Source organism: Rhodanobacter sp. FW101-FHT13A11, assembly GCF_058790335.1.
Genome location: NZ_JBYTCN010000006.1, coordinates 177,455 through 198,184, shown reverse-complemented (window position 1 = coordinate 198,184; position 20,730 = coordinate 177,455). Strand labels below are relative to the sequence as shown.

The window sequence follows — 20,730 nt, the reverse complement described above, 5'->3', positions numbered from 1 at the left end:
GTGCCGTCCGGCAGGGCCGGACGACGGGGGGTAGCCCGCTATAATAAGGGCTAACCCCCTCGGTGCAGCCCATGTCCCCGCAGTCCCAAGATACGGCCCCGGCGCTTGTCGTCGACAACCTGCGCAAAACCTACGGCAACGGCGTCGAGGCCCTGAAGGGCATCAGCCTCACCGTGCAGCCCGGCGACTTCTTCGCCCTGCTCGGCCCGAACGGGGCCGGCAAGTCCACCCTGATCGGCATCCTGTCCTCGCTGGTGAATTCCACCTCCGGCGACGCGCGGGTGTTCGGCATCTCGGTGAACCGGCAGCGCAGCGAGGCGATGAGGCTGATCGGCCTGGTGCCGCAGGAGATCAACTTCAACCAGTTCGAGAAGCCGTTCGACATCTGCGTGAACGAGGCGGGCTTCTACGGCATCCCGCGGAAGACCGCCGCCGAGCGCGCGGAGAAGTACCTGAAGGAACTGCGCCTGTGGGACAAGGCGCAGATGCAGGCGCGCACGCTGTCCGGCGGCATGAAGCGGCGGCTGATGATCGCCCGCGCGATGATGAACGAGCCGCGGCTGCTGATCCTCGACGAGCCCACCGCCGGCGTCGACATCGAGATCCGCCGCTCGATGTGGCAGTTCGTCAGCGCCATCAACGCGGCCGGCACCACGGTGATCCTCACCACGCACTATCTGGAGGAAGCCGAGTCGCTCTGCCGCAACATCGCGATCATCGACCACGGCACCATCGTCGAGAACACCAGCATGAAGCGCCTGCTGGCGACGCTGGACGTGGAGACCTTCGTGCTCGACGTGGCCGCCATCCCGGCCGGGCTGCCCAGCATCCCCAACGTCACCCTGCGCTGCCGCGACGAACACACGCTGGAGGCCGAGATGGCCCGCTCGCACGACCTCAACTCGCTGTTCGCGACGCTGTCCGCGCACGGCATCGCGGTGACCTCGATGCGCAACAAGACCAACCGGCTGGAGGAGCTGTTCGTGCGGCTGGTGGAAGGCGGGCGCAACGGCAACCATCAGGAGCAGGCCGCATGAGCAACGCCGCCGCCAACCTGGTCGCCCTCAACACCATCGTGCGCCGCGAGATCGTGCGCATCATGCGCATCTGGACGCAGACGCTGATCCCGCCGGCGATCACCATGACGCTGTACTTCGTGATCTTCGGCAAGCTGATCGGCAGCCGCATCGGCAGCATCCAGGGCGGCTTCACCTACATGCAGTACATCGTGCCGGGCCTGGTGATGATGAGCATCATCACCAACAGCTACGGCAACATCTCCAGCTCGTTCTTCGGCGCCAAGTTCAGCCGCGCGGTGGAGGAGATGCTGGTGTCGCCGATGCCGAACTGGGTGATCCTTGCCGGCTACGTCGCCGGCGCGGTGGTGCGCGGCCTGGTGGTCGGCCTGCTGGTGCTGGTCATCGCGCTGTTCTTCACCGACCTGCACGTGATGCACCCGCTGATCACGTTCGCCTCGGTGCTGCTGGGCGCCACCATCTTCTCGCTGGCCGGCTTCGTCAACGCGGTGTACGCGAAGAAGTTCGACGACATCGCGCTGGTGCCCACCTTCATCCTCACCCCGCTGACCTACCTGGGTGGCGTGTTCTACTCGATCAACATGCTGGGCGAGCCGTGGCAGGCGATCTCGCGCGCCAACCCGATCCTGTACATGGTCAACGCGTTCCGCTACGGCGTGCTCGGCATCAGCGACGTGCACGTGGGCTGGGCCTTCGTGGTGATGCTCGGCTTCGTGGTCGCGCTGTCGGTCGTGGCGCTGCAGCTGCTCAAGCGCGGCGTCGGGCTGCGATCCTGACAACACTGTAGGAGCGCACCCTGTGCGCGATGCTCTTGCGTGACATGACAAAGAGCTATCGCGCACAGGGTGCGCTCCTACATCGAGGGTCGAAATGCGCGTCAACAAATACATCAGCGAAGCCGGCCTGTGCTCGCGCCGCGAGGCGGACGAGCTGCTGCTCGCCGGGCGCGTCAGCATCAACGGCGAGGTGGTCAGCACCGGCGCCAAGGCGCTGCAAGGCGACGAGGTGCGCGTGGACGGCGAGGTCGTCAAGGCGCGCATCCTCGCCGCCACGCCGGCCGCGAAAAAGGCGGTCTATATCGCGCTGAACAAGCCGGTCGGCATCACCTGCACCACCGAGCGCGGCGTGGACGGCAACATCGTGGATTTCATCGACCACCCGCAGCGGATCTTCCCGATCGGCCGGCTGGACAAGGATTCCGAGGGGCTGATCCTGCTGACCAGCAACGGCGACATCGTCAACGAGATCCTGCGCGCCGAGAACCACCACGAGAAGGAATACCTGGTGGCGGTGAACAAGCCGGTCACCGACAAGTTCCTGGCCGGCATGGCCAAGGGCGTGCGCATCCACGGCCAGATGACGAAACCCTGCCGCACCCGCCGCATCGCCAAGTTCGGCTTCGCCATCGTGCTGACCCAGGGCCTGAACCGGCAGATCCGCCTGATGGCCGCAGCGTTCGGCTACCGCGTCACCCAATTGCGCCGCGTGCGCATCGTCAACGTGAAGCTCGGCCACCTCAAGGTCGGCCAGTGGCGCAACCTCACCGAGGCCGAGCTGAAGGGCCTGTTGCCCGGCCGCACGCAGTGGTGATTCTCTCCTCCCCCTGCTTGCAGGGGGAGGCTGGGAGGGGGTGAGGCTCTTGCCGTAAAGCACCCAACCCCAACCCTCCCCTGCAAGCAGGGGGGAGTGGCACCGGCAAGCCTCAGGCAGCCGGCAGGCTCTGCAAATCCCAGCGCGGACGCACCTGCACGGTTGCGTCCTGATGCTGGCCGCCGGCCAGGCGGATCGCGCCGGCCAGCGCGATCATCGCGCCGTTGTCGGTGCAGAAGTCCAGCCGCGGGAAATACACCCGGAAACCGTCCTTCTCGCCGGCCCTGGCCAGCTCGCTGCGCAGGTGGCGGTTCGCGCCCACGCCGCCGGCGATCACCAGCCGCTGCGTGCCCGTGGCCTCGAGCGCGCGGCGGCACTTGATGACCAGCGTGTCGACGATCGCCTCCTCGAACGCGCGGGCGATGTCGGCGCGGGTCTGCTCGCCCTGGTCGGATTGCTGCCACGCCAGCAGCACCTGGGTCTTCAGGCCGGAGAAGCTGAAATCCAGCCCCGGCCGGTCGGTCATCGGGCGCGAGAAGCGGAACGCGCCGGCGGTGCCCTGCCCGGCCAGCTTCGCCAGCGCCGGGCCGCCGGGGTACGGCAGGCCCATCAGCTTGGCGGTCTTGTCGAACGCCTCGCCGGCGGCGTCGTCCAGGGTGTCGCCCAGGATCGTGTAGCGGCCGATCGCCTGCACCTCGACCAGCATCGAATGGCCGCCGGAGACCAGCAGGGCCACGAACGGCGGCTCCGGCGGATCCTCTTCCAGCAGCGGCGCCAGCAGGTGGCCCTCCATGTGGTGCACCCCGATCGCCGGCACGCCCAGCGCCCAGGCCAGCGCACGTCCGGCGGAAGCCCCGACCAGCAGGGCGCCGACCAGGCCGGGCCCGGCGGTGTAGGCCACCCCGCCGAGGTCGTGCACGGTCAGCCCGGCCTCGGCCAGCGCCTCGCGGATCAGCGGCAGCAGCTTGCGCACGTGGTCGCGGCTGGCCAGTTCCGGCACCACGCCGCCGTAGTCGGCGTGCAGCTTGATCTGGCTGTACAGGGTGTGCGCCAACAGGCCGCGGCCCGGCGCATCCGGCTCCCAGCGCAGCAGGGCCACGCCGGTCTCGTCGCAGGAGGTTTCGATGCCCAGCACGGGCTTGTTCGCCGGCTTTGAAAATTCTGTGGTATCCACGGTATAATTCGCGGCTCGCCCTATTTGACAGTCCCGTACCAGCGGGCAGATTACCACTCGGAGTTTCCATGCCCAACGTAAAAGTTCGCGAGAACGAGCCGTTCGAGATCGCACTGCGTCGTTTCAAGCGTACCTGCGAAAAGGCCGGCGTCCTGGCTGAAACGCGCAAGCGCGAGTTCTACGAAAAGCCGACCCAGGAACGCAAGCGCAAGCGCGCCGCCGCGGTGAAGCGCCACCTGCGCCGCCTGTCGCGCGACGTTTCGCGCAAGGTCCGCCTGTACTGAGTTTCCCGCTCGCCGCCCGTCGGCGGGCCCGCCAGCGTCTTCACGCTGCGCATGCAGGAAACACGGTCGGCGCGGGTTCTCGCAGCCGCCGCAAGCACTCCGGATTCGACATGGGCCGGCGTTGTCCCCCAGGGCAACGCCGGCTTTGTCGTTTCCGTAGAATCAGCCACCCGACCCCGAGGCCTTCGCCATGACCCTCAAGCAGCAGATCACCGAAGACATGAAGACCGCCATGCGCGGCGGCGACAAGCACCGGCTGGGCGTGATCCGGCTGATGCTGGCGGCGGTCAAGCAGCGCGAGGTGGACGAGCGGATCGAGCTGGACGACATGCAGGTGCTCAGCGTGCTGGAGAAGATGCTGAAGCAGCGCAAGGACTCGGTCAGCCAGTACGCCGCGGCCGGCCGCGAGGACCTGGCCGACGTGGAGCGCGCCGAGATGACGGTGATCGAGGGCTACCTGCCGGCCAAGCTCGGCGACGCCGAGATCGACGCCCTGATCAGCGCCGCGATCGCCGACACCGGCGCCAGCTCGCCGCGCGACATGGGCAAGGTGGTGGCCGCGGTGAAGGAAAAGGCCGCCGGCCGCGCCGACATGGGCGTGGTTTCGGCCCGGATCAAGGCGCGCCTGGCCGGCTGAGCGTGCCGGCCACGAACAGCAGCCCCAGCAGCACCAGCATGCCGGCGACCACGGCCAGCGCGATGCGATGGCGGCGCCGGCGCAGCCGCTGCCAGTTCGCCACGTCGAGGAAATAGCGCCCCTCGCCCGGGCAGCGCAGCACCGCATGGCTTACCAGCTGGTACCAGGCCATGCCCGGTTTCAGGCCCAGTTGCTCCGCCGTGCAGGCGGTCGCCGCCGCGGTCGCGGCAGCCCGCTCGAATGCGCGCACGATCGCGCGCTGCTTGATCATCATCACCGCGCTGATCACCATGGCTTGCCGCTCCCGGAATACCCTCGGAAGCTTGCCGCCCCACACCGCCACTGGCAAGCGGCGCGATGCATCGCGTTCACGGCCGCCCCGCTACAAACGCCGTGTCCCGCCGCACACCTTGCCGCGCGGGCGATCGTCGCCGCAGGAGAAGCACATGCTGAAGTGGGCCCTCATATTCGCCATCATCTCGCTGGTCACCGGCTGGCTCGGTTTCGGCAGTGTCTCCGGCGCCACTGCCACCATCGCCAAGGTGCTGTTCGTGTGCTTCGCGATCCTGTTCCTGCTGGCCGTACTGGCGCTGATCGGCGTGATCAGTCTGTTCTAGCCAAGCTGTTCCAGCGGCGATTCAGGCCGGCGTCCTGACCGGAGCGGCGGATTGACCGCACGACGGCCATCGCGGCGGGCGGGGCGAAAGCGCGCCTCCCGACGGTGCGCGGCTCTTCACCGCGGCATTTCGCCTCAGGTCGGCGCAATCCGCCCGAGCCTCCCTGGCGGCGACCGACTAGACTAGACGGTCTATGCGCGGCCTGATTCCCGACAGCTTCATCGATGAACTGCTTGCCCGCGTCGATATCGTCGACGTGATCGAGCGGCGCGTGCCGCTGAAGAAGGCCGGACGCGAGTGGACCGCCTGCTGCCCGTTCCACAACGAGCGCACGCCCTCGTTCTACGTCAGCCCGGCCAAGCAGTTCTTCCACTGCTTCGGCTGCGGCGCGCACGGCAGCGCGGTGAAGTTCCTGATGGACTACGAGCGGCTGGAGTTTCCGGACGCGGTGGAGGAGCTGGCGCAGACGGTGGGCCTCACCGTGCCGCGCGAGGGCGGCCGCGACGAGCGCCCGCGCGAGGACAAGACCGACCTGTATGCCCTGCTCGACGCCGCCGCCAGCTGGTACGAAGGCGAGCTGCCGCGCAGCGCCGACGCCCAGGCGTACTGCGGCAAGCGCGGGCTGGACGCGGAAACGATCAAGCGCTTCCGCCTCGGCTGGGCGCCGGCCGGCTACGATGGGGTGATCAAGGCGCTGGGCAACAGCCCGCGGCGGATGGAGCTGCTGAACGAGGCCGGCATGGTCGCCTCCAGCGAACGCGGCAGCAAGTACGACCGCTTCCGCGAGCGGCTGATGTTCCCCATCCTCGACCGCCGCGGGCGGGTGATCGCGTTCGGCGGGAGGGTTATCCAAAAGTCCAGCGAGGGATCGCCGGTTCTTGATCCTCGCGCGCAGGACGCGCGCAAGAGTGAAGGCCCCAAGTATCTCAACTCGCCGGAGACCCCGCTGTTCCACAAGGGCCGCGAGCTGTTCGCGCTGTGGCAGGTGAAGCAGGCGAACGCGAACCTGCAGCGGATCGTGGTGGTCGAGGGCTACATGGACGTGATCGCGCTGCACCAGGCCGGGCTGCCGATCGCGGTGGCCACGCTGGGCACGGCGACCACGCCCGAGCACACCGAGGTGCTGTTCCGCGCCGCGCCGGACGTGGTGTTCTGTTTCGACGGCGACCGCGCCGGCCGCGCCGCGGCGTGGAAGGCGCTGGAATCCGCGCTGCCGCGCCTGCGCGACGGCCGCCAGGCGTACTTCCTGTTCCTGCCCGACGGCGAGGACCCGGACACGCTGGTGCGCAAGGAAGGCAAGGAGGGTTTCGAAAAGCGCATCCGGGAAGCGATGCCGCTGTCGGACTACTTCTTCAACGAGCTGTCGCACGATGTCGACATGGCCAGCCTCGATGGCCGCGCCCGGCTGGCCGAGCGCGCCCGCCCGCTGATCGCGAAACTGCCCGATGGCGCGTTCCGCGACCTGATGGGGCAGGAGCTGGAGAAGCGCAGCGGCGCGCGCGCCTTGCTGCAGGCCGATCCGGCCGTGCACCGCGCTGTGCAGCGGCCGGTGGCGGTGCAGCGCAGCCTGGTGCGCAGCGCGATCTCGCTGCTGCTGGCGCAGCCAGGCATGGCCGACCAAGTGGAAAGGCCTTACCGCTTCCTGCGCCTGGACAAGCCAGGCGTGGAGCTGCTCGCCGAACTGCTCGACCTGGCCCGCGCCCGCCCCGGCATCAACTCCGCGATGCTGGTGGAGCACTTCGCCGAGCGGCCGGAATACCCCTCGCTGCAGAAGCTGATGGCGGCGATGTCGGTGGGCGAACCGGAAAGCCAGCGCACCGAATTCTTCGACGCGCTGGCGCGGATGGAGGACCAGGCCTGCACCCAGCGCCGCGACGCCTTGACCGCGAAGAGCCGCGAAGGCCGGCTGGACTCCGCCGAGAAAGCCGAATTGCGCGAACTGCTGGCCGCCCGCGCACGGCCGCCGGTGGCCTCGGCCTGAGCATGACGAGCCGCCGTCTGCCCGCGTGCGCCCTGCGTCATGCCGCCCCATCGGCCATCGGCCGGCGCCCGACTGTGGGAACATGCCCGGCTGCGGCCCGGCGGCCCCCGTCTGAAGCGCAAGGACACTGATGGACCTGCTGCAGCAACTGGTGACGATCTTCGCCGAAAACGGCTATGTCGCGGTGTTCATCGCGCTGATGATCTGCGGCGCCGGCCTGCCGCTGCCGGAGGACGTCACCCTGGTCGCCGGCGGCGTGATCGCGGGCCTGGGCTACGCCAACGTGCACGCGATGTTCGCGCTGGCGATGTCCGGCGTGCTGCTGGGCGACTGCGCCATCTTCCTGCTCGGCCACCACTACGGCGCACGCATCCTGCAATGGCGCTTCGTGGCGCGCGTGCTGACGCCGGAGCGCTACGTCAAGGTGCAGGAGAAGTTCGACCAGTACGGCAACCGCATGCTGTTCTTCGCGCGCTTCCTGCCCGGCATGCGCACCACCGTCTACCTCACCGCCGGCACCACCCACCGGGTGTCGTTCCTGCGCTTCCTGCTGATCGACACGCTGGCTGCGCTGATCAGCGTGCCGATCTGGGTCTACCTGGGCTATTTCGGCGCCGACAACCACGAGTGGCTGGCGAAGTGGATACACCGCGGCCAGAGCAGCCTGTGGGTGCTGCTGGGCATCCTCGTGTTCACCGCGCTGATGCTGTGGTGGCGGCGCCGGCGCCGCACGCGCTGTGGGCTGGACTGAGCCGCCGGCATGTCGTCGCGCCGCGCCGGTCCCGACAACTTCACGCTCGCCCTGCTCGCCACCGTGGTGCTGGCCTCGCTGCTGCCGTGCCGGGGCGGGGCGGCGCGGGCGTTCGACGCGATCACCGACGGCGCGATCGCGCTGCTGTTCTTCCTGCACGGCGCCAAGCTGCCGCGCGCGGCGATCATGCAGGGCCTCACCCACTGGCGGCTGCACCTGACCGTGCTCGCCAGCACCTTCGTGCTGTTCCCGCTGCTGGGGCTGGCGCTGCAGCCGGTCGGCCACGCGCTGCTGACGCCCGGGCTGTACCTCGGCGTGCTGTTCGTGTGCACGTTGCCGTCCACGGTGCAGTCGTCGATCGCGTTCACCTCGATCGCCGGCGGCAACGTCTCCGCCGCGGTGGTCAGCGCGTCGATGTCGAACCTGCTCGGCATCGTGCTGACCCCGCTGCTGGTCGGCCTGCTGCTGGCCGGCCACGGCGGCGGCGCCTCCTGGCGGGGCGCGCTGGACATCGTGCTGCAGCTGCTGCTGCCGTTCGTGCTGGGCCACGCGGCCCGGCGCTGGATCGGCGGCTTCGTCGACCGCCACCGGCCGCTGCTCGGCTATACCGACCAGGGCACGATCCTGCTGGTGGTGTACACCGCGTTCAGCGCCGCGGTGGTCGGCGGCCTGTGGCACGACACGCCGCTCTCCGCCCTGCTCGCCACCCTGGCGATGTGCGCGCTGCTGCTGGCCCTGGTGATGCCGACGCTGGCCTGGACCGCGCGCCGGCTCGGCTTCCCGCGCGGGGACCAGATCGCCATCGTGTTCTGCGGCTCCAAGAAGAGCATGGCCAGCGGCATCCCGATGGCCAAGATCCTGTTCGCCGGCCAGCTCGGCGGCCTCGGCGCGCTGGTGCTGCCGCTGATGATCTTCCACCAGCTGCAGCTGATGGTGTGCGCGGTGGTGGCGCGGCGCTACGCCGTGCGGGGCGACCGCATCACCGCCGAAGACAGCCGCGAGGCCGACTGAGGCGACCCGCGGAAGCGCCGCCCACGACGCTCCCGCAGGTGCAAGGCACCGGCATGTGCCGCCGCTACAGCCAGCGTCCGTAACGACGGATGTAGATCAGCTTCATCAGCTGGGTCAGCACGCAGTAGGTCAGCACGGTCAGCGCGACCCAGCCGAAGAACACCGTCGGCAGTGGCACCATGCCGATCTTGGCGCCGATTCCAGTGAACGGTATGAACAGGCCGACCAAGATGACCGCGGTGGTCAGCGCCAGTACCGGCGCCGAGGCGATGCTCTGCAGGAACGGGATCCGGCGCGTGCGGATCATGTGCACGATCAGCGTCTGCGTCAGCAGGCTCTCGATGAACCAGCCGGACTGGAAGAACGGCTGGTGCGCCGTCGAATTCGCGCCGAACACGTACCACAGCAGCAGGAACGTGGTGATGTCGAAGATCGAGCTGACCGGGCCGATCCACACCATGAAGCGGCCGATGTCGCTGGCGTCCCACTTGCGCGGCTTGCGCAGGTACTCGTCGTCCATGCGGTCGAACGGGATCGACAGCTGCGAGATGTCGTACAGCAGGTTCAGCACCAGGATCTGCAGCGGCAGCATCGGCAGGAACGGCAGGAACGCGCTCGCCACCAGCACCGAGAACATATTGCCGAAGTTCGAGCTGGCGGTCATCTTGATGTACTTGATGATGTTGCCGAACGTGATGCGGCCCTCGATCACGCCCTCCTCCAGCACCATCAGGTTCTTTTCGAGCAGGATGATGTCGGCCGATTCCTTCGCGATGTCGGTGGCGGTATCCACCGAGATGCCCACATCCGCCTCGCGCAGCGCCGGCGCGTCGTTGATGCCGTCGCCGAGGAAGCCCACCGTGTGGCCCTGGCGCTGCAGCGACTTCACCACGCGCGCCTTCTGCAGCGGCGACATCTTGGCGAATACCGTGGTGCGCTTGACCAGCTCGTCGAGCGCCGCATCGTCCAGCGGCTCGATGTGCCGGCCCTGCGCCGAATGCTCCACGTCCAGCCCCACCTCGCGGCAGATCTTGCGCGTCACCGCCTCGTTGTCGCCGGTGATGACCTTCACCTGCACGCCATGATGATGCAGCGCGGCGATCGCGGTGGCTGCCGAATCCTTCGGCGGATCGAGGAAGGCCAGGCAACCCACCGCGGTCAGCCCGCTCTCGTCGGCGACGCCGTACGGACGCCCGGCCGGCGGCTGCTGCTTCACCGCCACCACCAGCACGCGCAGGCCGTCTTCGTTGAGCCCGCGCGTCATCTCCTTGATCTCGTCGCGCTGCGCGTCGGTCATCGGCACGATCTCGTCGCCGGTCTTCGCCCAGGCGCAGGTCGACAGCATCTCCTCCACCGCACCCTTGCACACGATCAGGTCGTGACCGTCGCCGTTGCCGAGCACGACGGACATGCGCCGGCGCTGGAAGTCGAACGGGATCTCGTCGACGATGCGGTAGTGCGCCGCGGTCGGCTCCAGGTCGCGATGCGCCAGCACCGCCTTGTCCATCAGGTTCTTCAGGCCGGTCTGGAAGCGGCTGTTGAGGTAGCCGTACTCCAGCGCCTCGTCGGACTCCTCGCCGTGCAGGTCGAGATGCCGCTCGAGCACGATCTTGTCCAGCGTGAGCGTGCCGGTCTTGTCGGTGCACAGCACGTCCATCGCGCCGAAGTTCTGGATCGCGTTGAGCCGCTTCACCACCACCTTGCGCCGGGACATCGCCAGCGCGCCCTTGGCCAGGTTCGCGGTGACGATCAGCGGCAGCATCTCCGGGGTGAGGCCGACCGCCACCGACAGCGCGAACATGAACGCCTGCAGCCAGTCGTGCTTGTCGAAGCCGTTGATCAGGAACACCACCGGCGCCATCACCGCCATGAAGCGGATCAGCAGCCAGCTGACGCTGTTCACGCCGCGGTCGAAGCTGGTCTGCACGCGCTGGCCCACGATGCTGTGCGCCAGCGAGCCGAGATAGCTGCGCGGGCCGGTCGCCACCGCCACCGCGGTGGCGGTGCCGCTGACCACGTTGGTGCCCATGTAGCAGATCGTCGGCAGGTCCAGCGGATTGGCGTGGTCCGCCTCAGCCGCGCCGTGCGCTCCCGGCGCGGCCTTCTCCACCGGCAACGACTCGCCGGTGAGGATCGCCTGGCTGATGAACAGGTCCTTCGCGTGCAGCAGGCGCAGGTCGGCGGGCACCATGTCGCCCGCGGCCAGGTGCACGATGTCGCCGGCGACCAGCTCGCCCACCGGCACCTCGATGCGCTCGCTGTGGCCGTCGGAGGCGCGCCGCGTCACCGTGGCGGTGTTGCGCACCATCGCCTTCAGCTTCTCCGCCGCCTTCGAGGAGCGGTACTCCTGGGTGAAGCTCAGCAGCACGCTGATGCCCACCATCACCGCGATGATGGCCGGCCCGGTGAGGTCGCTGGAGTCGGTGAACAGCTGCACCCCGGCCAGCACCAGCAGCACGATGATGAACGGGTTCTTGAACGCGCGCAGCAGCTGCCGCGACCAGTGCGGCGGCTTCTCGTGCGAGACCTCGTTGATGCCGTCGCGGGCCAGCCGCTCGGCGATCTGCCCCTCGTCGAGACCGGCCGGCGTGCTGTCCAGCCCGGCCAGCAGCGCCTCGTTGTCGCGGAACGCCTCCTGCGCCACCGCCACATGCAAGGGTGCCGACGCACCCCTGTCGGCCGCCCTCGGCAGAGCGCCCTGGATGGATTGCTTGATCATGACCCGCTTCCGTGAATTCGCCGATACCTGCCGCCGGTGCGAGTCCGCGGAATCAATCCGCCAACTTCGCCGGCGCCGGTGTGCCTGGCCGCGCATGCGGCCGGAACGGTTCCGCCACTGGCGGAGGCCATCCCTTGCATGACGTCATGGCGACCATCAGCGACTGGATACCAGTGCGAGATGGCCGGAGGATGGCAGCGCGTCGCCGCGGGCCTTCGTTGCCGCCGACGTGCGGCCGCCGGCGTCGGCGCGGCGGTGCAGTTCGACCACGTTGCTGCCGGCCGACCGCTCCAGCGGGGCGGGCACGGTGATGGTGTAGGTGGCGCGCACGGCCTCGCGGCGGCCAGCCAGCAGCCGGCGCAGCATGTGCAGCAAAACGGAATCGCGAAGGAGCTTCATGGCCCATCTCCTCGTTACGGCGCCCGCGGCGCCGGAGGAGGTGGGCCGGTCTTCCCTAGTCGAGGAAAGCGCCGGCCGACCGCAGGCGGTCGCCGCAGATCATCAGCTTGTTATGCAATGCCGGCATCCGATGCTCGCGGATGTCGACGTTGCGACTAGGGTAAACGTCCATATGCCTTGGTTAGTCAGGACAGGGAGCCCGCCGACGCTGGACGCGCCGGGGGGCGCGGGCATTGTCGTGCTGCGTTGCCGCAGTGTCAATCCCGGCAAGCGCCCTGCTCGAACGAAAGTTGCTGCGCACGCGGCCGGAATGTTCCGCTCAGCCCACCGCTGCCGACGAGACCGCCGGCTGCAGCAACGGCGACACCAGCCAGTGGTCGGCCAGCAGGAACGCGAACAGCGCCATCAGGTAGACGATGGAGTAGTTGAACACCTTCATCGCGTACAGCTCGTCCGGCGGGTTCAGCAGGCGCACCGCGTAATACAGGAACGCCCCGCCCAGCACCGCCGCGCCGCCCAGGTAGACCAGCCCGCTCATCCCGGTCAGCGCCGGCAGCAGGGTCACCAGCACCAGCAGCACGGTGTAGAACAGGATGTGCCAGCGGGTGAACACCACGCCATGGGTGACCGGCAGCATCGGCACCTGGGCGCGCGAGTAGTCGTCGCGGCGGAAGATCGCCAGCGCCCAGAAATGCGGCGGCGTCCACACGAAGATGATCAGGCACAGCTGCAGCGCGTACGGGTGCAGCGCGCCGGTCACCGCGGTCCAGCCCAGCACCGGCGGGATCGCGCCGGCGAGGCCGCCGATCACGATGTTCTGCGGCGAGGCGCGCTTCAGGAAGGCGGTGTAGATCACCGCGTAGCCGATCAGCCCGGCGAAGGTCAGCACCGCGGTCAGCGTGTTGACCAGCAGCACCAGCACCAGCATCGAGGCGATGCCCAGCGCCAGCGCGAACACGAACACCTGGCGCGGGTTGAGGTGCCCGGTGGCGAGCGGCCGGTGCGCCGTGCGCACCATCACCTTGTCGATGCGCTGGTCGATCAGCTGGTTGAACGCGGCGGCCGAGGACGATGCCAGCCAGATGCCCAGCGTGCCGAACACCAGCGCCTGCCAGTGCGGCAACCCGGGCACGGCGAGGAACATGCCGATCACCGCGCAGAACACCAGCAGGGCGACGATGCGCGGCTTGGTCAGTTGCATGTACTCGTGGAAGGCGCTCATCGTCAGTGTCGTCCCGGCGGCAGGAAGATCGATTCGTCGCGCCGCCGCTGCGTGCGCGCCAGCGTGGCCAGCAGGGTGAACAGCAGCAGCGCGGCCACGCCATTGTGCGCGGTCGCCACCGCCAGCGGCAGGCCGAAGTACACGTTGCTGATGCCCAGCAGCACCTGGCCCGCCAGCGCCAGCGCGATCGCCAGGCCGCAGCCGACCAGGCCGCGCCGGGCGGCCCTGGTCGCCAGCCAGCCGAGGTAGCAGAACACCACCAGCGCACCGAGCCGGTGTGCGATCTGGATCGCGCTGCGCGCAGCCATATCGAGCACGCCGCCCTCGTAGTTCACGCCGATCCCGCGCCACAGCACGAAGCCCTCGCGGAAATCCGTGGGCGGCGCCCACTGGCCGAGGCACTGCGGGAACGAACCGGGGCCGTAGCCGCAGGCCAGCGCCGCGTAGTTCGCCGAGGTCCAGCCGCCCAGCGCGATCTGGCACAGCAGCAGCACGATGCCGATCGCCACCAGCCGGCGCAAATCGGCGAAGCGATCGTCCGCCGCCGCCACGCCGGCGAAGCGCAGTGCGGCGTACGCCAGCAGCGCGAACGTGGCCATGCCGCCGAGCAGATGGCCCATCACCACGATCGGCTTGAGCAGCAAGGTCACCGTCCACATGCCGAGCATCGCCTGGAAGATGATCACCGCCAGCGCCAGCACGCAGATCTTCCAGGCACCGGGCCGCGGCAGGCGGATCGCGGCGAGCAGCGGCAGCGCGATTGCACAGGCCGCCAGCAACGACGACCACAGGTGTTCGCCGCGCATGTACAGGCCCACCCCGAGTGCCGCGAACACGGCGCCGGCGAGCACCGCCAGCAGCGCACTGCGCCGGCGCCAGCTGGCGAGCACCGCCAGCAGCAGCACCAGCACCCCGAGCGTGCCGGCGAGGAAGCGGTGCACCTGTTCGCGCCAGGCCTTGTGCGCCTCGTACGGGCGGTCCGGGAAGGCCGCGTCGGCGTGCGCCACCGCCTGCGCGTGCTGCGGCCAGGTGACCTGGCCGTAGCAGGTCGGCCAGTCCGGGCAGGACAGGCCGGCGTTCGACAGCCGCACGAAGGCGCCGAACATCACCAGCCCGAACGCGAACACCGCCGCGAACAGCGCCAGCCAGCGCAGGGTTTTCAGGGAGCGTGCCGACATCACTTGATCACCTTCACCATGTCCCGCAACAGGCCGGGAACCTCGAAGCCCGCCGGGTACAGCGACAGTGCAGTGCCGTTGGATTCCACCAATACGGCACTGACGCTGTCCGGCGCGGCCGGCGCGTACGCGGCCAGCTTGCCATCGACGTCGCTACCGAGCGTCCAGAAGGTCTGCATCGCGGTGCGCCGGCCCGGATCCGCCGGCGGCACGCCGACGTAGAGCAGGCGCAGGCGCGACTGGTTGCGGTTGAGCATGACGCGCGCCTTGGCGATCCCGGTCAGCGTCTCGAAGCATTGCGCGGCGCAGTCCGGGCCGGCCAGTGCAATCAGGGTGAATCGCGGTTCGCTGTCGCGCCATGGCCATGATGTGCCGTCGTACAGCCGCACCTGCAACTGCTCGGCGACGAAGTTGCGCTGCGGCAGGATCGGCTGGCCGTTGCCCTTCACGCCCGGCTGCCAGCCGCTCCAGTTGAGCAGGCCGGCGATGATCATCGGCGCGGCAAACACCAGCGCGACCAGCAGCAGGAACCTTCGGCTTTTGCGCACGGCGGCGGGGTCAACGGCTTTCATCGGACTTGACGACCTTCGGGGAATCAGGGCTTGCGCGGTGGGCGCTTGCGATGCACGACCAGCAGGATCACCACCGCGGCAAGCGCGAAGGTGAACCACTGGAACGCGTAGGCGCGATGCCGCGCCGGCGGCATCGCGGAGAAATCGAGGGTATGCACGCGTACGTAGATCGAGGCCGGATCGGGATCCAGCGCCAGCAGCCGCGGAAACAGCGGGCGGCCGAGGTCGCGGACGATCTCCGCCGGGTCCAGGAAGATGCTGCTCTTCGGCCACTGCGCCTGCCGCGCCAGCGCATTGCCGCCCATCTCGAAGCCGGGCGGCGGCGGCGGCACGTACACGCCTTGCAGGCTCACCTCGCCGTCGGGCAGCGGCGGCAGCTGCGGCGTCTTGCCGTTGCCGTTGCCGGGCAGGAAGCCCAGGTCGACCAGCAGCAGCGGCGCCTGGCCGTCCACCGCCAGCGGCGCGAATACCTCCACGCCGCCGAAACTGTCGTGCTTCGGGTTGTCCAGCAGGTACAGCCGGTCGGCCAGGTAGCGGCCGCTCACGCGCACCCGCGGAAAGCCGTCCGCCGGCGGTGTTTCGGCGACCCTGGCGAAGTCCTGCAGCGGCGCCTCCGCCGATGCGGCATACCGCCGCAGAAGCGCTTCCTTGAAGTCGGCGCGATGCAGCTGCCAGACGCCCAAACGCACGAACAGCAAGGCTCCGGCCGCAGTCAGCAGCAACGCCCACCAGGAAGGACGGCGAAACCCGTTCACGCCGGGCGCCTGGCGGCGACCGCTATACTGGCCTTGTCGAACTGGATCGGGTCAATCACGTGGAAACCATCTATAAAATCGCGCTGGTGGTGGTGCTGCTGGTGGTGATCTTCAGCCTCGGCCAGGCGCTGTACTTCATGATGACCGACAAGGACGACGACCGGCGCACGGTGTGGGCGCTGACCCGCCGCATCGGCCTGTCGCTGCTGTTCATCGCCATGGTCGCGTTCGGCATCTGGATGGGCTGGCTGCACCCGCACGACGTCGGCCAGTGATTGTAACCGCACGGCGGCGACTGTTCCTCCGCAAGACGAAAAAGCCCGCCGAATGGCGGGCTTTTCGTATGCGGACCCGACCTAGGACAACACATCCTTCGATGGTCCTACCCAGGCCAGAGCATTTTTGAAGAGTCCGGCCAAGGATGGCCGGTTTTTGACCTTCGCTCTCCGCGACACGACGTCGCGTGAAAATCAAAGTATATAGACGAACATGAACAGGCCGAGCCAGACCACGTCGACGAAGTGCCAGTACCAGGCCACCGCCTCGAAGCCGAAGTGGTGCTCCTTGTTGAAGTGGCCCTTCAGCACGCGCAGCCAGATCACCGCCAGCATGATCGTGCCCAGCGTCACGTGCAGGCCGTGGAAGCCGGTGAGCAGGAAGAAGGTCGAGCCGTAGACGCCGCTGTGCAGGGTGAGGTTCAGTTCCTTGTACGCCTCGATGTACTCGTGCGCCTGGAAGTACAGGAAGGTGGCGCCGAGCAATACGGTCAGGCCCAGGAACAGCAGGATCCTGCCGCGGTGGCCGGCACGCAGCGCATGGTGCGCGATCGTCACGGTGACGCTGGAGGTGAGCAGGATCAGCGTGTTCAGCAGCGGCAGCCCCCACGCCGGCACGGTGCGGAACGCGCCGCCGGCCTGCTCCGGGCCGTTGCCGCCATTGGCGCCCCAAGCGGCGGCGTAGTCGCTCCACAGGAACTGATGGGTCAGCACGCCGTGGCCGTGGCCGCCGAGCCACGGCACCGAGAACATGCGGATGTAGAACAGCGCGCCGAAGAACGCGCCGAAGAACATCACCTCGGAGAAGATGAACCACATCATGCCCATGCGGAACGAGGTGTCCACCTGGTGGTTGTAGCTGCCGGCCAGCGACTCGTTGATCACCGAGCGGAACCAGCCGAAGAACATGCCCAGCACGCCGATCACGCCGACGCTCAGCACGGTCTTGCCGAAGCCGGCGTCGCCGGGCTCGGCGTTCAGCCAGTGCGCGGCACCGAACACGGTGATGAACATGACCACCGCGGCCACGAAAGGCCAGGTGCTCTTGGCTGGAACGAAGTAAGCGTCGTGCTGCTGACCCATGGTGAGACCCCGTGGATTTCTCTTGATGACTTTTGCCCCGTCGTGCCGCCCGGGGAACTGCAGGCCGGCCGTCGAGCCGGGCCGGTCGGAAAAACGTGTGGCGCCCGCGATACCGCTATTTCATCAGCATGATCTGCAGGAACGACAGCAGGAAGAACGCCAGCACGATCGCCACCAGCACCGTCACGGTGCGCCGCACGCCCTTGCGGCGGCCTTCGCCGTCGTCGGCAGCTGGATGGTTGGCGGTGTGCTGGGTCATTCCGGTTCGTTCCGTTGCGAGGCCCCGGCGGTGTGCCCGGGGCCTCGCGGTCAGGTTCAGTCGTTCACGTGGCCGTGCGCCAGTTCGTCGTCGTTGATCACCGGCGGCACCTCGAAGGTATGGTGCGGCGCCGGCGACGGCACCGTCCACTCCAGGCCCTTGGCGCCTTCCCAGACGCGGTCGGTAGCCTTCTTCTTCGAGAAGAACACGCAGTGGATCACCACGCCGACGAAGATCAGCTGGGTGGCGCCGAACAGGAAGCCGCCGATCGAGCTGATCATGTTGAAGTTGGCGAACGCCACGTTGTAGTCGGGAATGCGGCGCGGCATGCCGGCCAGGCCCAGGAAGTGCTGCGGGAAGAACAGCACGTTGACCCAGATCACGCTATTCCAGAAGTGCACCTTGCCCCAGAACTCGTTGTACATGTGGCCGGTCCACTTCGGCATCCAGTAGTACGCCGAGCCGATGATCGCGAACAGCGCGCCGGTCACCAGCACGTAGTGGAAGTGCGCCACCACGAAGTACGTGTCGTGGTACTGGAAGTCGGCCGGCACCAGCGCCAGCATCAGGCCGGAGAAACCGCCGATGGTGAACAGGATGATGAAGGCGAGCGCGAACAGCATCGGCGTCTCGAACGTCATCGAGCCGCCCCACATGGTGGCGACCCAGTTGAACACCTTCACGCCGGTCGGCACCGAGATCAGCATGGTGGCGTACATGAAGAAGATCTCGGCGCCCAGCGGCAGGCCCACCGCGAACATGTGGTGCGCCCACACGATGAACGACAGGAACGCGATGCAGGCGATCGCGAACACCATCGCCTTGTAGCCGAAGATCGGCTTGCGCGCGAAGGTCGGCACGATCTCCGAGATGATCCCGAACGCCGGCAGGATCATGATGTACACCTCGGGGTGGCCGAAGAACCAGAAGATGTGCTGGTACAGCACCGGGTCGCCGCCGCCGCCCGGGTTGAAGAAATTGGTGCCGAAGTACTTGTCGGTGAGCAGCATGGTCACCGCGCCGGCCAGCACCGGCATCACCGCGATCAGCAGGAAGGCGGTGATCAGCCAGCTCCACACGAACACCGGCATCTTCAGCAGGTCCATGCCGGGCGCGCGCATGTTGAGGATGGTGGCGATGATGTTGATCGCGCCCATGATCGAGCTGATGCCCATCAGGTGGATGGCGAACACCACGTAGGCCAGCGAATCGGTCTGCAGCGCCAGCGGCGGGTACATGGTCCAGCCGCCGGCCGGGCCGCCGCCGGGCAGGAACAGCGTGGACAGCATCAGCAGGAAAGCGAACGGCAGGATCCAGAACGACAGGTTGTTCATGCGCGGCAGCGCCATGTCCGGCGCGCCGACCATCAGCGGGATCATCCAGTTGCCGAGGCCGACGAAGGCCGGCATGATCGCGCCGAAGATCATGATCAGCGCGTGCATGGTGGTCAGCTCGTTGAAGAAGTACGGCTGCATCAGCTGCATGCCGGGCTTGAACAACTCGGCGCGGATCAACATCGCAAAGCTGCCGCCGATGAAGAACATCGTCAGCGAGAAGATCAGGTACAGCGTGCCGATGTCCTTGTGGTTGGTCGACATGAACCAGCGCTGGAAGAAACTTTTCGGCGCGCCGTGGTGATCGTCGTGCTGATCATGGGTGGCTGCGTAGGACATGGCCTTGCACCTCTAACCTGGAATATTGAATGCGACTGCGAGAGAAACGGGTGCCGGGCGGGGCTCAGCCCTGCTTGGCCGCGGCCGGAGCGGCGACCTGCGCGGTTTGCGGCGCCGGAGCCGGCGCGGCGGAGCGCGCCTCCTGCTCGGCCAGCCACTTGGCGAAATCCGCCTTGGTCTTGACCTCCACCACGATCGGCATGAAGCCGTGGTCCTGGCCGCACAGCTCGGCGCACTGGCCGCGATAGGTGCCCGGCGTGGTGAAGTTGGCCCAGGCCGCGTTGATGATCCCGGGGATCGCGTCGAGCTTCCAGCCGGCCGCCGGCACCCACCAGGAGTGGATCACGTCGCCGCTGGTGATCACGAAGCGGATCTTGGTGTCGACCGGCACTACCAGCGGCTTGTCGACGTTCAGCAGGTAGGTGCTTTCGTCGCCGACCTTCACCGCGAACGGGTCCAGGCCGGAACCGAGCTGGCGGGTCTGGTCGCTCTGCGAGTCGAGCTTGGACATGAAGCCGACCTTGTCGATCGACTTGCCCAGGTAATCGACGTAGTCGTAACGCCACTTCCACTGGTAGCCGGTGACCTTGACGGTCATCTGCGAGCCGGTGGTGTCGGCCCAGCTGGCGAGGCCGCCGGTGGCCAGGTAGGCCAGGGTGATCAGGATCAGCACCGGGATGGTGGTCCAGACCACTTCCACCGTGGTGTTGTGCGACCACTTCTCGGCGACCGCGCCGCGCGACTTGCGGAAGCGGAACATCGCCACGAACATCGCGCCGAACACCAGCACGCCGATCACGGTGCACACGGCCAGCGCAATGTTGTTGAGGTGGTACGGCACCTGCGACCAGGTGCTCGCGCCGCGCTCCATGTTCAGCTGCCACGGACCGGGGGCGGCCAGGGCCACGCTGCCGAACGATGCAAGGGCGAGGGCCGCCGCTGCCGTGAATGATCGCCTGATGCCGCCAGATGTCATGTCTTGCACCTTTGTTGAACCTGCTTGCGTGGCTGTCCGTTGAAATCGGCCAGCAACACCATGAGTTTCTTCGACAGCTCGATGCGTTCCTGGTCCGCCAGGAAAGCGCCGATCTCCAGCTCGCGCCCGTGCGACGACAACAGCAGGCGCCGACGCCCGTCACCCGGCTCCAGCAGCACGCGCACCCAGTACGACTGGAAACGCGTGCGGCGCCGGCCCGGCAGGGATTGCACCTCCAGCGACGCTGCGTCGAGGGTGATGCGCTCACTGCGGTCGCCGGCCCGCCAGGCCACGCTCAAGGCGACGGCCACGGCGGCGGATTCGACCAGGGCGAACAGCGGAGCGAACACATTCCCCTGCCACGCACCCAGGCCGGCCGTTGCCAGCACCAGCGCCACCAGAACCACGATCAAGCGACGCAGACCGCGCCGGCTGAGCGTGCGATTGGGCTTGAGCCACATCGTCACGCAGGGCAAGCCGGCGGTAGCTGGTCGAAGCACGATCATGGGGACCCGGCGTGCCTGGAACGCTGGAATG

23 protein-coding genes are annotated in these 20,730 nt (G+C 67.9%); 10 read left to right on the top strand and 13 right to left on the bottom strand.

Going from position 1 to position 20,730, the window contains the following annotated elements; translation table 11 throughout:
* Positions 1–71 precede the first annotated feature (71 nt).
* The 3 genes from AC3WRN_RS09145 to AC3WRN_RS09135 all read left to right on the top strand — a co-directional run bounded on the left by AC3WRN_RS09145 (position 72) and on the right by AC3WRN_RS09135 (position 2,627).
* Positions 72–1,037: an ABC transporter ATP-binding protein gene (locus AC3WRN_RS09145; protein WP_492622730.1), complete on the top strand. Its 966-nt coding sequence runs from the start codon at positions 72–74 to the stop codon at positions 1,035–1,037.
* Entirely contained in the window at positions 1,034–1,813 is a 780-nt protein-coding gene (locus tag AC3WRN_RS09140) for an ABC transporter permease (RefSeq protein ID WP_492622729.1), read from the top strand. Before AC3WRN_RS09145 ends, AC3WRN_RS09140 begins: the two co-directional genes overlap by 4 nt.
* A gap of 94 nt (positions 1,814–1,907) precedes the next feature.
* Entirely contained in the window at positions 1,908–2,627 is a 720-nt protein-coding gene (locus tag AC3WRN_RS09135) for a pseudouridine synthase (RefSeq protein WP_492622728.1), read from the top strand.
* A 112-nt stretch (positions 2,628–2,739) separates the two neighbouring features.
* On the opposite strand, the gene tsaD is transcribed toward AC3WRN_RS09135, so the two are convergent.
* Positions 2,740–3,801: a tRNA (adenosine(37)-N6)-threonylcarbamoyltransferase complex transferase subunit TsaD gene (gene tsaD, locus AC3WRN_RS09130; RefSeq protein WP_235604236.1), complete on the bottom strand. Its 1,062-nt coding sequence runs from the start codon at positions 3,799–3,801 to the stop codon at positions 2,740–2,742.
* Positions 3,802–3,869: 68 nt separating this feature from the next.
* On the opposite strand from tsaD, the gene rpsU reads away from it, so the two are divergent.
* Both rpsU and AC3WRN_RS09120 read left to right on the top strand, forming a co-directional pair.
* Positions 3,870–4,085, top strand: coding sequence for a 30S ribosomal protein S21 (gene rpsU / locus AC3WRN_RS09125; protein WP_007081639.1), 216 nt, complete (start codon positions 3,870–3,872; stop codon positions 4,083–4,085).
* A gap of 190 nt (positions 4,086–4,275) precedes the next feature.
* Positions 4,276–4,722 carry a GatB/YqeY domain-containing protein gene (locus AC3WRN_RS09120; RefSeq protein ID WP_068092222.1) on the top strand — a complete coding sequence of 149 codons (447 nt, stop codon included), beginning with the start codon at positions 4,276–4,278 and terminating at the stop codon, positions 4,720–4,722.
* Here the strand turns inward: AC3WRN_RS09120 and AC3WRN_RS09115 are convergent.
* On the bottom strand, positions 4,700–5,014 hold the full coding sequence (locus tag AC3WRN_RS09115) for a hypothetical protein (RefSeq protein WP_068092225.1): 315 nt from the start codon (positions 5,012–5,014) through the stop codon (positions 4,700–4,702). The two genes, AC3WRN_RS09120 and AC3WRN_RS09115, sit on opposite strands and share 23 nt — an antisense overlap.
* Before the next feature lie 154 nt (positions 5,015–5,168).
* Between AC3WRN_RS09115 and AC3WRN_RS09110 the strand changes: the two genes are divergently transcribed.
* From AC3WRN_RS09110 to AC3WRN_RS09095, 4 genes are all read left to right on the top strand, one after another.
* Complete coding sequence (locus AC3WRN_RS09110; protein ID WP_082823488.1) at positions 5,169–5,339, top strand: DUF1328 domain-containing protein; 171 nt, start codon at positions 5,169–5,171, stop codon at positions 5,337–5,339.
* Between the two features lie 193 nt (positions 5,340–5,532).
* Positions 5,533–7,320, top strand: coding sequence for a DNA primase (gene dnaG, locus AC3WRN_RS09105; RefSeq protein ID WP_068092228.1), 1,788 nt, complete (start codon positions 5,533–5,535; stop codon positions 7,318–7,320).
* Positions 7,321–7,450: 130 nt separating this feature from the next.
* Positions 7,451–8,071, top strand: coding sequence for a DedA family protein (locus AC3WRN_RS09100; RefSeq protein ID WP_068092231.1), 621 nt, complete (start codon positions 7,451–7,453; stop codon positions 8,069–8,071).
* Between the two features lie 9 nt (positions 8,072–8,080).
* A complete protein-coding gene (locus tag AC3WRN_RS09095; RefSeq protein ID WP_492622727.1) occupies positions 8,081–9,082 on the top strand; it encodes a bile acid:sodium symporter family protein in 1,002 nt (333 codons plus the stop codon).
* A 64-nt stretch (positions 9,083–9,146) separates the two neighbouring features.
* Here AC3WRN_RS09095 and mgtA read toward each other — a convergent pair whose 3' ends face one another.
* The 6 genes from mgtA to AC3WRN_RS09065 all read right to left on the bottom strand — a co-directional run bounded on the left by mgtA (position 9,147) and on the right by AC3WRN_RS09065 (position 15,927).
* A complete protein-coding gene (gene mgtA / locus AC3WRN_RS09090) occupies positions 9,147–11,801 on the bottom strand; it encodes a magnesium-translocating P-type ATPase (protein WP_492622726.1) in 2,655 nt (884 codons plus the stop codon).
* Between the two features lie 156 nt (positions 11,802–11,957).
* Positions 11,958–12,200, bottom strand: coding sequence for a hypothetical protein (locus AC3WRN_RS09085; protein WP_492622725.1), 243 nt, complete (start codon positions 12,198–12,200; stop codon positions 11,958–11,960).
* A gap of 319 nt (positions 12,201–12,519) precedes the next feature.
* Entirely contained in the window at positions 12,520–13,422 is a 903-nt protein-coding gene (cyoE, locus tag AC3WRN_RS09080) for a heme o synthase (protein WP_492622724.1), read from the bottom strand.
* Positions 13,423–13,424: 2 nt separating this feature from the next.
* Positions 13,425–14,600 (bottom strand): COX15/CtaA family protein, encoded by a 1,176-nt coding sequence (locus AC3WRN_RS09075; RefSeq protein ID WP_492622723.1) that lies wholly within the window; start codon positions 14,598–14,600, stop codon positions 13,425–13,427.
* A complete protein-coding gene (locus AC3WRN_RS09070; protein ID WP_492622722.1) occupies positions 14,600–15,172 on the bottom strand; it encodes a hypothetical protein in 573 nt (190 codons plus the stop codon). Before AC3WRN_RS09070 ends, AC3WRN_RS09075 begins: the two co-directional genes overlap by 1 nt.
* Before the next feature lie 23 nt (positions 15,173–15,195).
* Complete coding sequence (locus AC3WRN_RS09065; RefSeq protein ID WP_492622721.1) at positions 15,196–15,927, bottom strand: SURF1 family protein; 732 nt, start codon at positions 15,925–15,927, stop codon at positions 15,196–15,198.
* Between the two features lie 59 nt (positions 15,928–15,986).
* Here AC3WRN_RS09065 and AC3WRN_RS09060 point away from each other — a divergent pair, with 59 nt between their 5' ends.
* Positions 15,987–16,202, top strand: a complete 216-nt coding sequence (locus tag AC3WRN_RS09060; protein ID WP_068092259.1) for a twin transmembrane helix small protein — start codon at positions 15,987–15,989, stop codon at positions 16,200–16,202.
* Positions 16,203–16,397: 195 nt separating this feature from the next.
* Here the strand turns inward: AC3WRN_RS09060 and AC3WRN_RS09055 are convergent, their stop codons facing one another.
* The 5 genes from AC3WRN_RS09055 to AC3WRN_RS09035 form a co-directional block, all read right to left on the bottom strand.
* Positions 16,398–17,285 carry a cytochrome c oxidase subunit 3 gene (locus AC3WRN_RS09055; RefSeq protein ID WP_068092261.1) on the bottom strand — a complete coding sequence of 296 codons (888 nt, stop codon included), beginning with the start codon at positions 17,283–17,285 and terminating at the stop codon, positions 16,398–16,400.
* Positions 17,286–17,400: 115 nt separating this feature from the next.
* Entirely contained in the window at positions 17,401–17,544 is a 144-nt protein-coding gene (locus AC3WRN_RS09050) for a hypothetical protein (protein ID WP_162840139.1), read from the bottom strand.
* A 56-nt stretch (positions 17,545–17,600) separates the two neighbouring features.
* Complete coding sequence (gene ctaD, locus AC3WRN_RS09045; protein ID WP_068092263.1) at positions 17,601–19,217, bottom strand: cytochrome c oxidase subunit I; 1,617 nt, start codon at positions 19,215–19,217, stop codon at positions 17,601–17,603.
* A 64-nt stretch (positions 19,218–19,281) separates the two neighbouring features.
* Entirely contained in the window at positions 19,282–20,193 is a 912-nt protein-coding gene (gene coxB / locus AC3WRN_RS09040) for a cytochrome c oxidase subunit II (protein WP_492622720.1), read from the bottom strand.
* Positions 20,190–20,654 (bottom strand): DUF2244 domain-containing protein, encoded by a 465-nt coding sequence (locus AC3WRN_RS09035; protein WP_068092273.1) that lies wholly within the window; start codon positions 20,652–20,654, stop codon positions 20,190–20,192. Before AC3WRN_RS09035 ends, coxB begins: the two co-directional genes overlap by 4 nt.
* Between the last annotated feature and the right edge of the window lie 76 nt (positions 20,655–20,730).

Excerpts from the sequence above, each read along its gene's own strand:
- AC3WRN_RS09145 (WP_492622730.1), top strand. The coding sequence starts at position 72 with ATGTCCCCGCAGTCCCAAGATACGGCCCCGGCGCTTGTCGTCGACAAC.
- AC3WRN_RS09140 (WP_492622729.1), top strand. The coding sequence starts at position 1,034 with ATGAGCAACGCCGCCGCCAACCTGGTCGCCCTCAACACCATCGTGCGC.
- AC3WRN_RS09135 (WP_492622728.1), top strand. The coding sequence starts at position 1,908 with ATGCGCGTCAACAAATACATCAGCGAAGCCGGCCTGTGCTCGCGCCGC.
- rpsU (WP_007081639.1), top strand. The coding sequence starts at position 3,870 with ATGCCCAACGTAAAAGTTCGCGAGAACGAGCCGTTCGAGATCGCACTG.
- AC3WRN_RS09120 (WP_068092222.1), top strand. The coding sequence starts at position 4,276 with ATGACCCTCAAGCAGCAGATCACCGAAGACATGAAGACCGCCATGCGC.
- AC3WRN_RS09115 (WP_068092225.1), bottom strand. The coding sequence starts at position 5,014 with ATGGTGATCAGCGCGGTGATGATGATCAAGCAGCGCGCGATCGTGCGC.
- AC3WRN_RS09110 (WP_082823488.1), top strand. The coding sequence starts at position 5,169 with ATGCTGAAGTGGGCCCTCATATTCGCCATCATCTCGCTGGTCACCGGC.
- dnaG (WP_068092228.1), top strand. The coding sequence starts at position 5,533 with ATGCGCGGCCTGATTCCCGACAGCTTCATCGATGAACTGCTTGCCCGC.
- AC3WRN_RS09100 (WP_068092231.1), top strand. The coding sequence starts at position 7,451 with ATGGACCTGCTGCAGCAACTGGTGACGATCTTCGCCGAAAACGGCTAT.
- AC3WRN_RS09095 (WP_492622727.1), top strand. The coding sequence starts at position 8,081 with ATGTCGTCGCGCCGCGCCGGTCCCGACAACTTCACGCTCGCCCTGCTC.
- mgtA (WP_492622726.1), bottom strand. The coding sequence starts at position 11,801 with ATGATCAAGCAATCCATCCAGGGCGCTCTGCCGAGGGCGGCCGACAGG.
- AC3WRN_RS09085 (WP_492622725.1), bottom strand. The coding sequence starts at position 12,200 with ATGAAGCTCCTTCGCGATTCCGTTTTGCTGCACATGCTGCGCCGGCTG.
- cyoE (WP_492622724.1), bottom strand. The coding sequence starts at position 13,422 with ATGAGCGCCTTCCACGAGTACATGCAACTGACCAAGCCGCGCATCGTC.
- AC3WRN_RS09075 (WP_492622723.1), bottom strand. The coding sequence starts at position 14,600 with ATGTCGGCACGCTCCCTGAAAACCCTGCGCTGGCTGGCGCTGTTCGCG.
- AC3WRN_RS09070 (WP_492622722.1), bottom strand. The coding sequence starts at position 15,172 with ATGAAAGCCGTTGACCCCGCCGCCGTGCGCAAAAGCCGAAGGTTCCTG.
- AC3WRN_RS09055 (WP_068092261.1), bottom strand. The coding sequence starts at position 17,285 with ATGGGTCAGCAGCACGACGCTTACTTCGTTCCAGCCAAGAGCACCTGG.
- AC3WRN_RS09050 (WP_162840139.1), bottom strand. The coding sequence starts at position 17,544 with ATGACCCAGCACACCGCCAACCATCCAGCTGCCGACGACGGCGAAGGC.
- ctaD (WP_068092263.1), bottom strand. The coding sequence starts at position 19,217 with ATGTCCTACGCAGCCACCCATGATCAGCACGACGATCACCACGGCGCG.
- coxB (WP_492622720.1), bottom strand. The coding sequence starts at position 20,193 with ATGACATCTGGCGGCATCAGGCGATCATTCACGGCAGCGGCGGCCCTC.
- AC3WRN_RS09035 (WP_068092273.1), bottom strand. The coding sequence starts at position 20,654 with ATGTGGCTCAAGCCCAATCGCACGCTCAGCCGGCGCGGTCTGCGTCGC.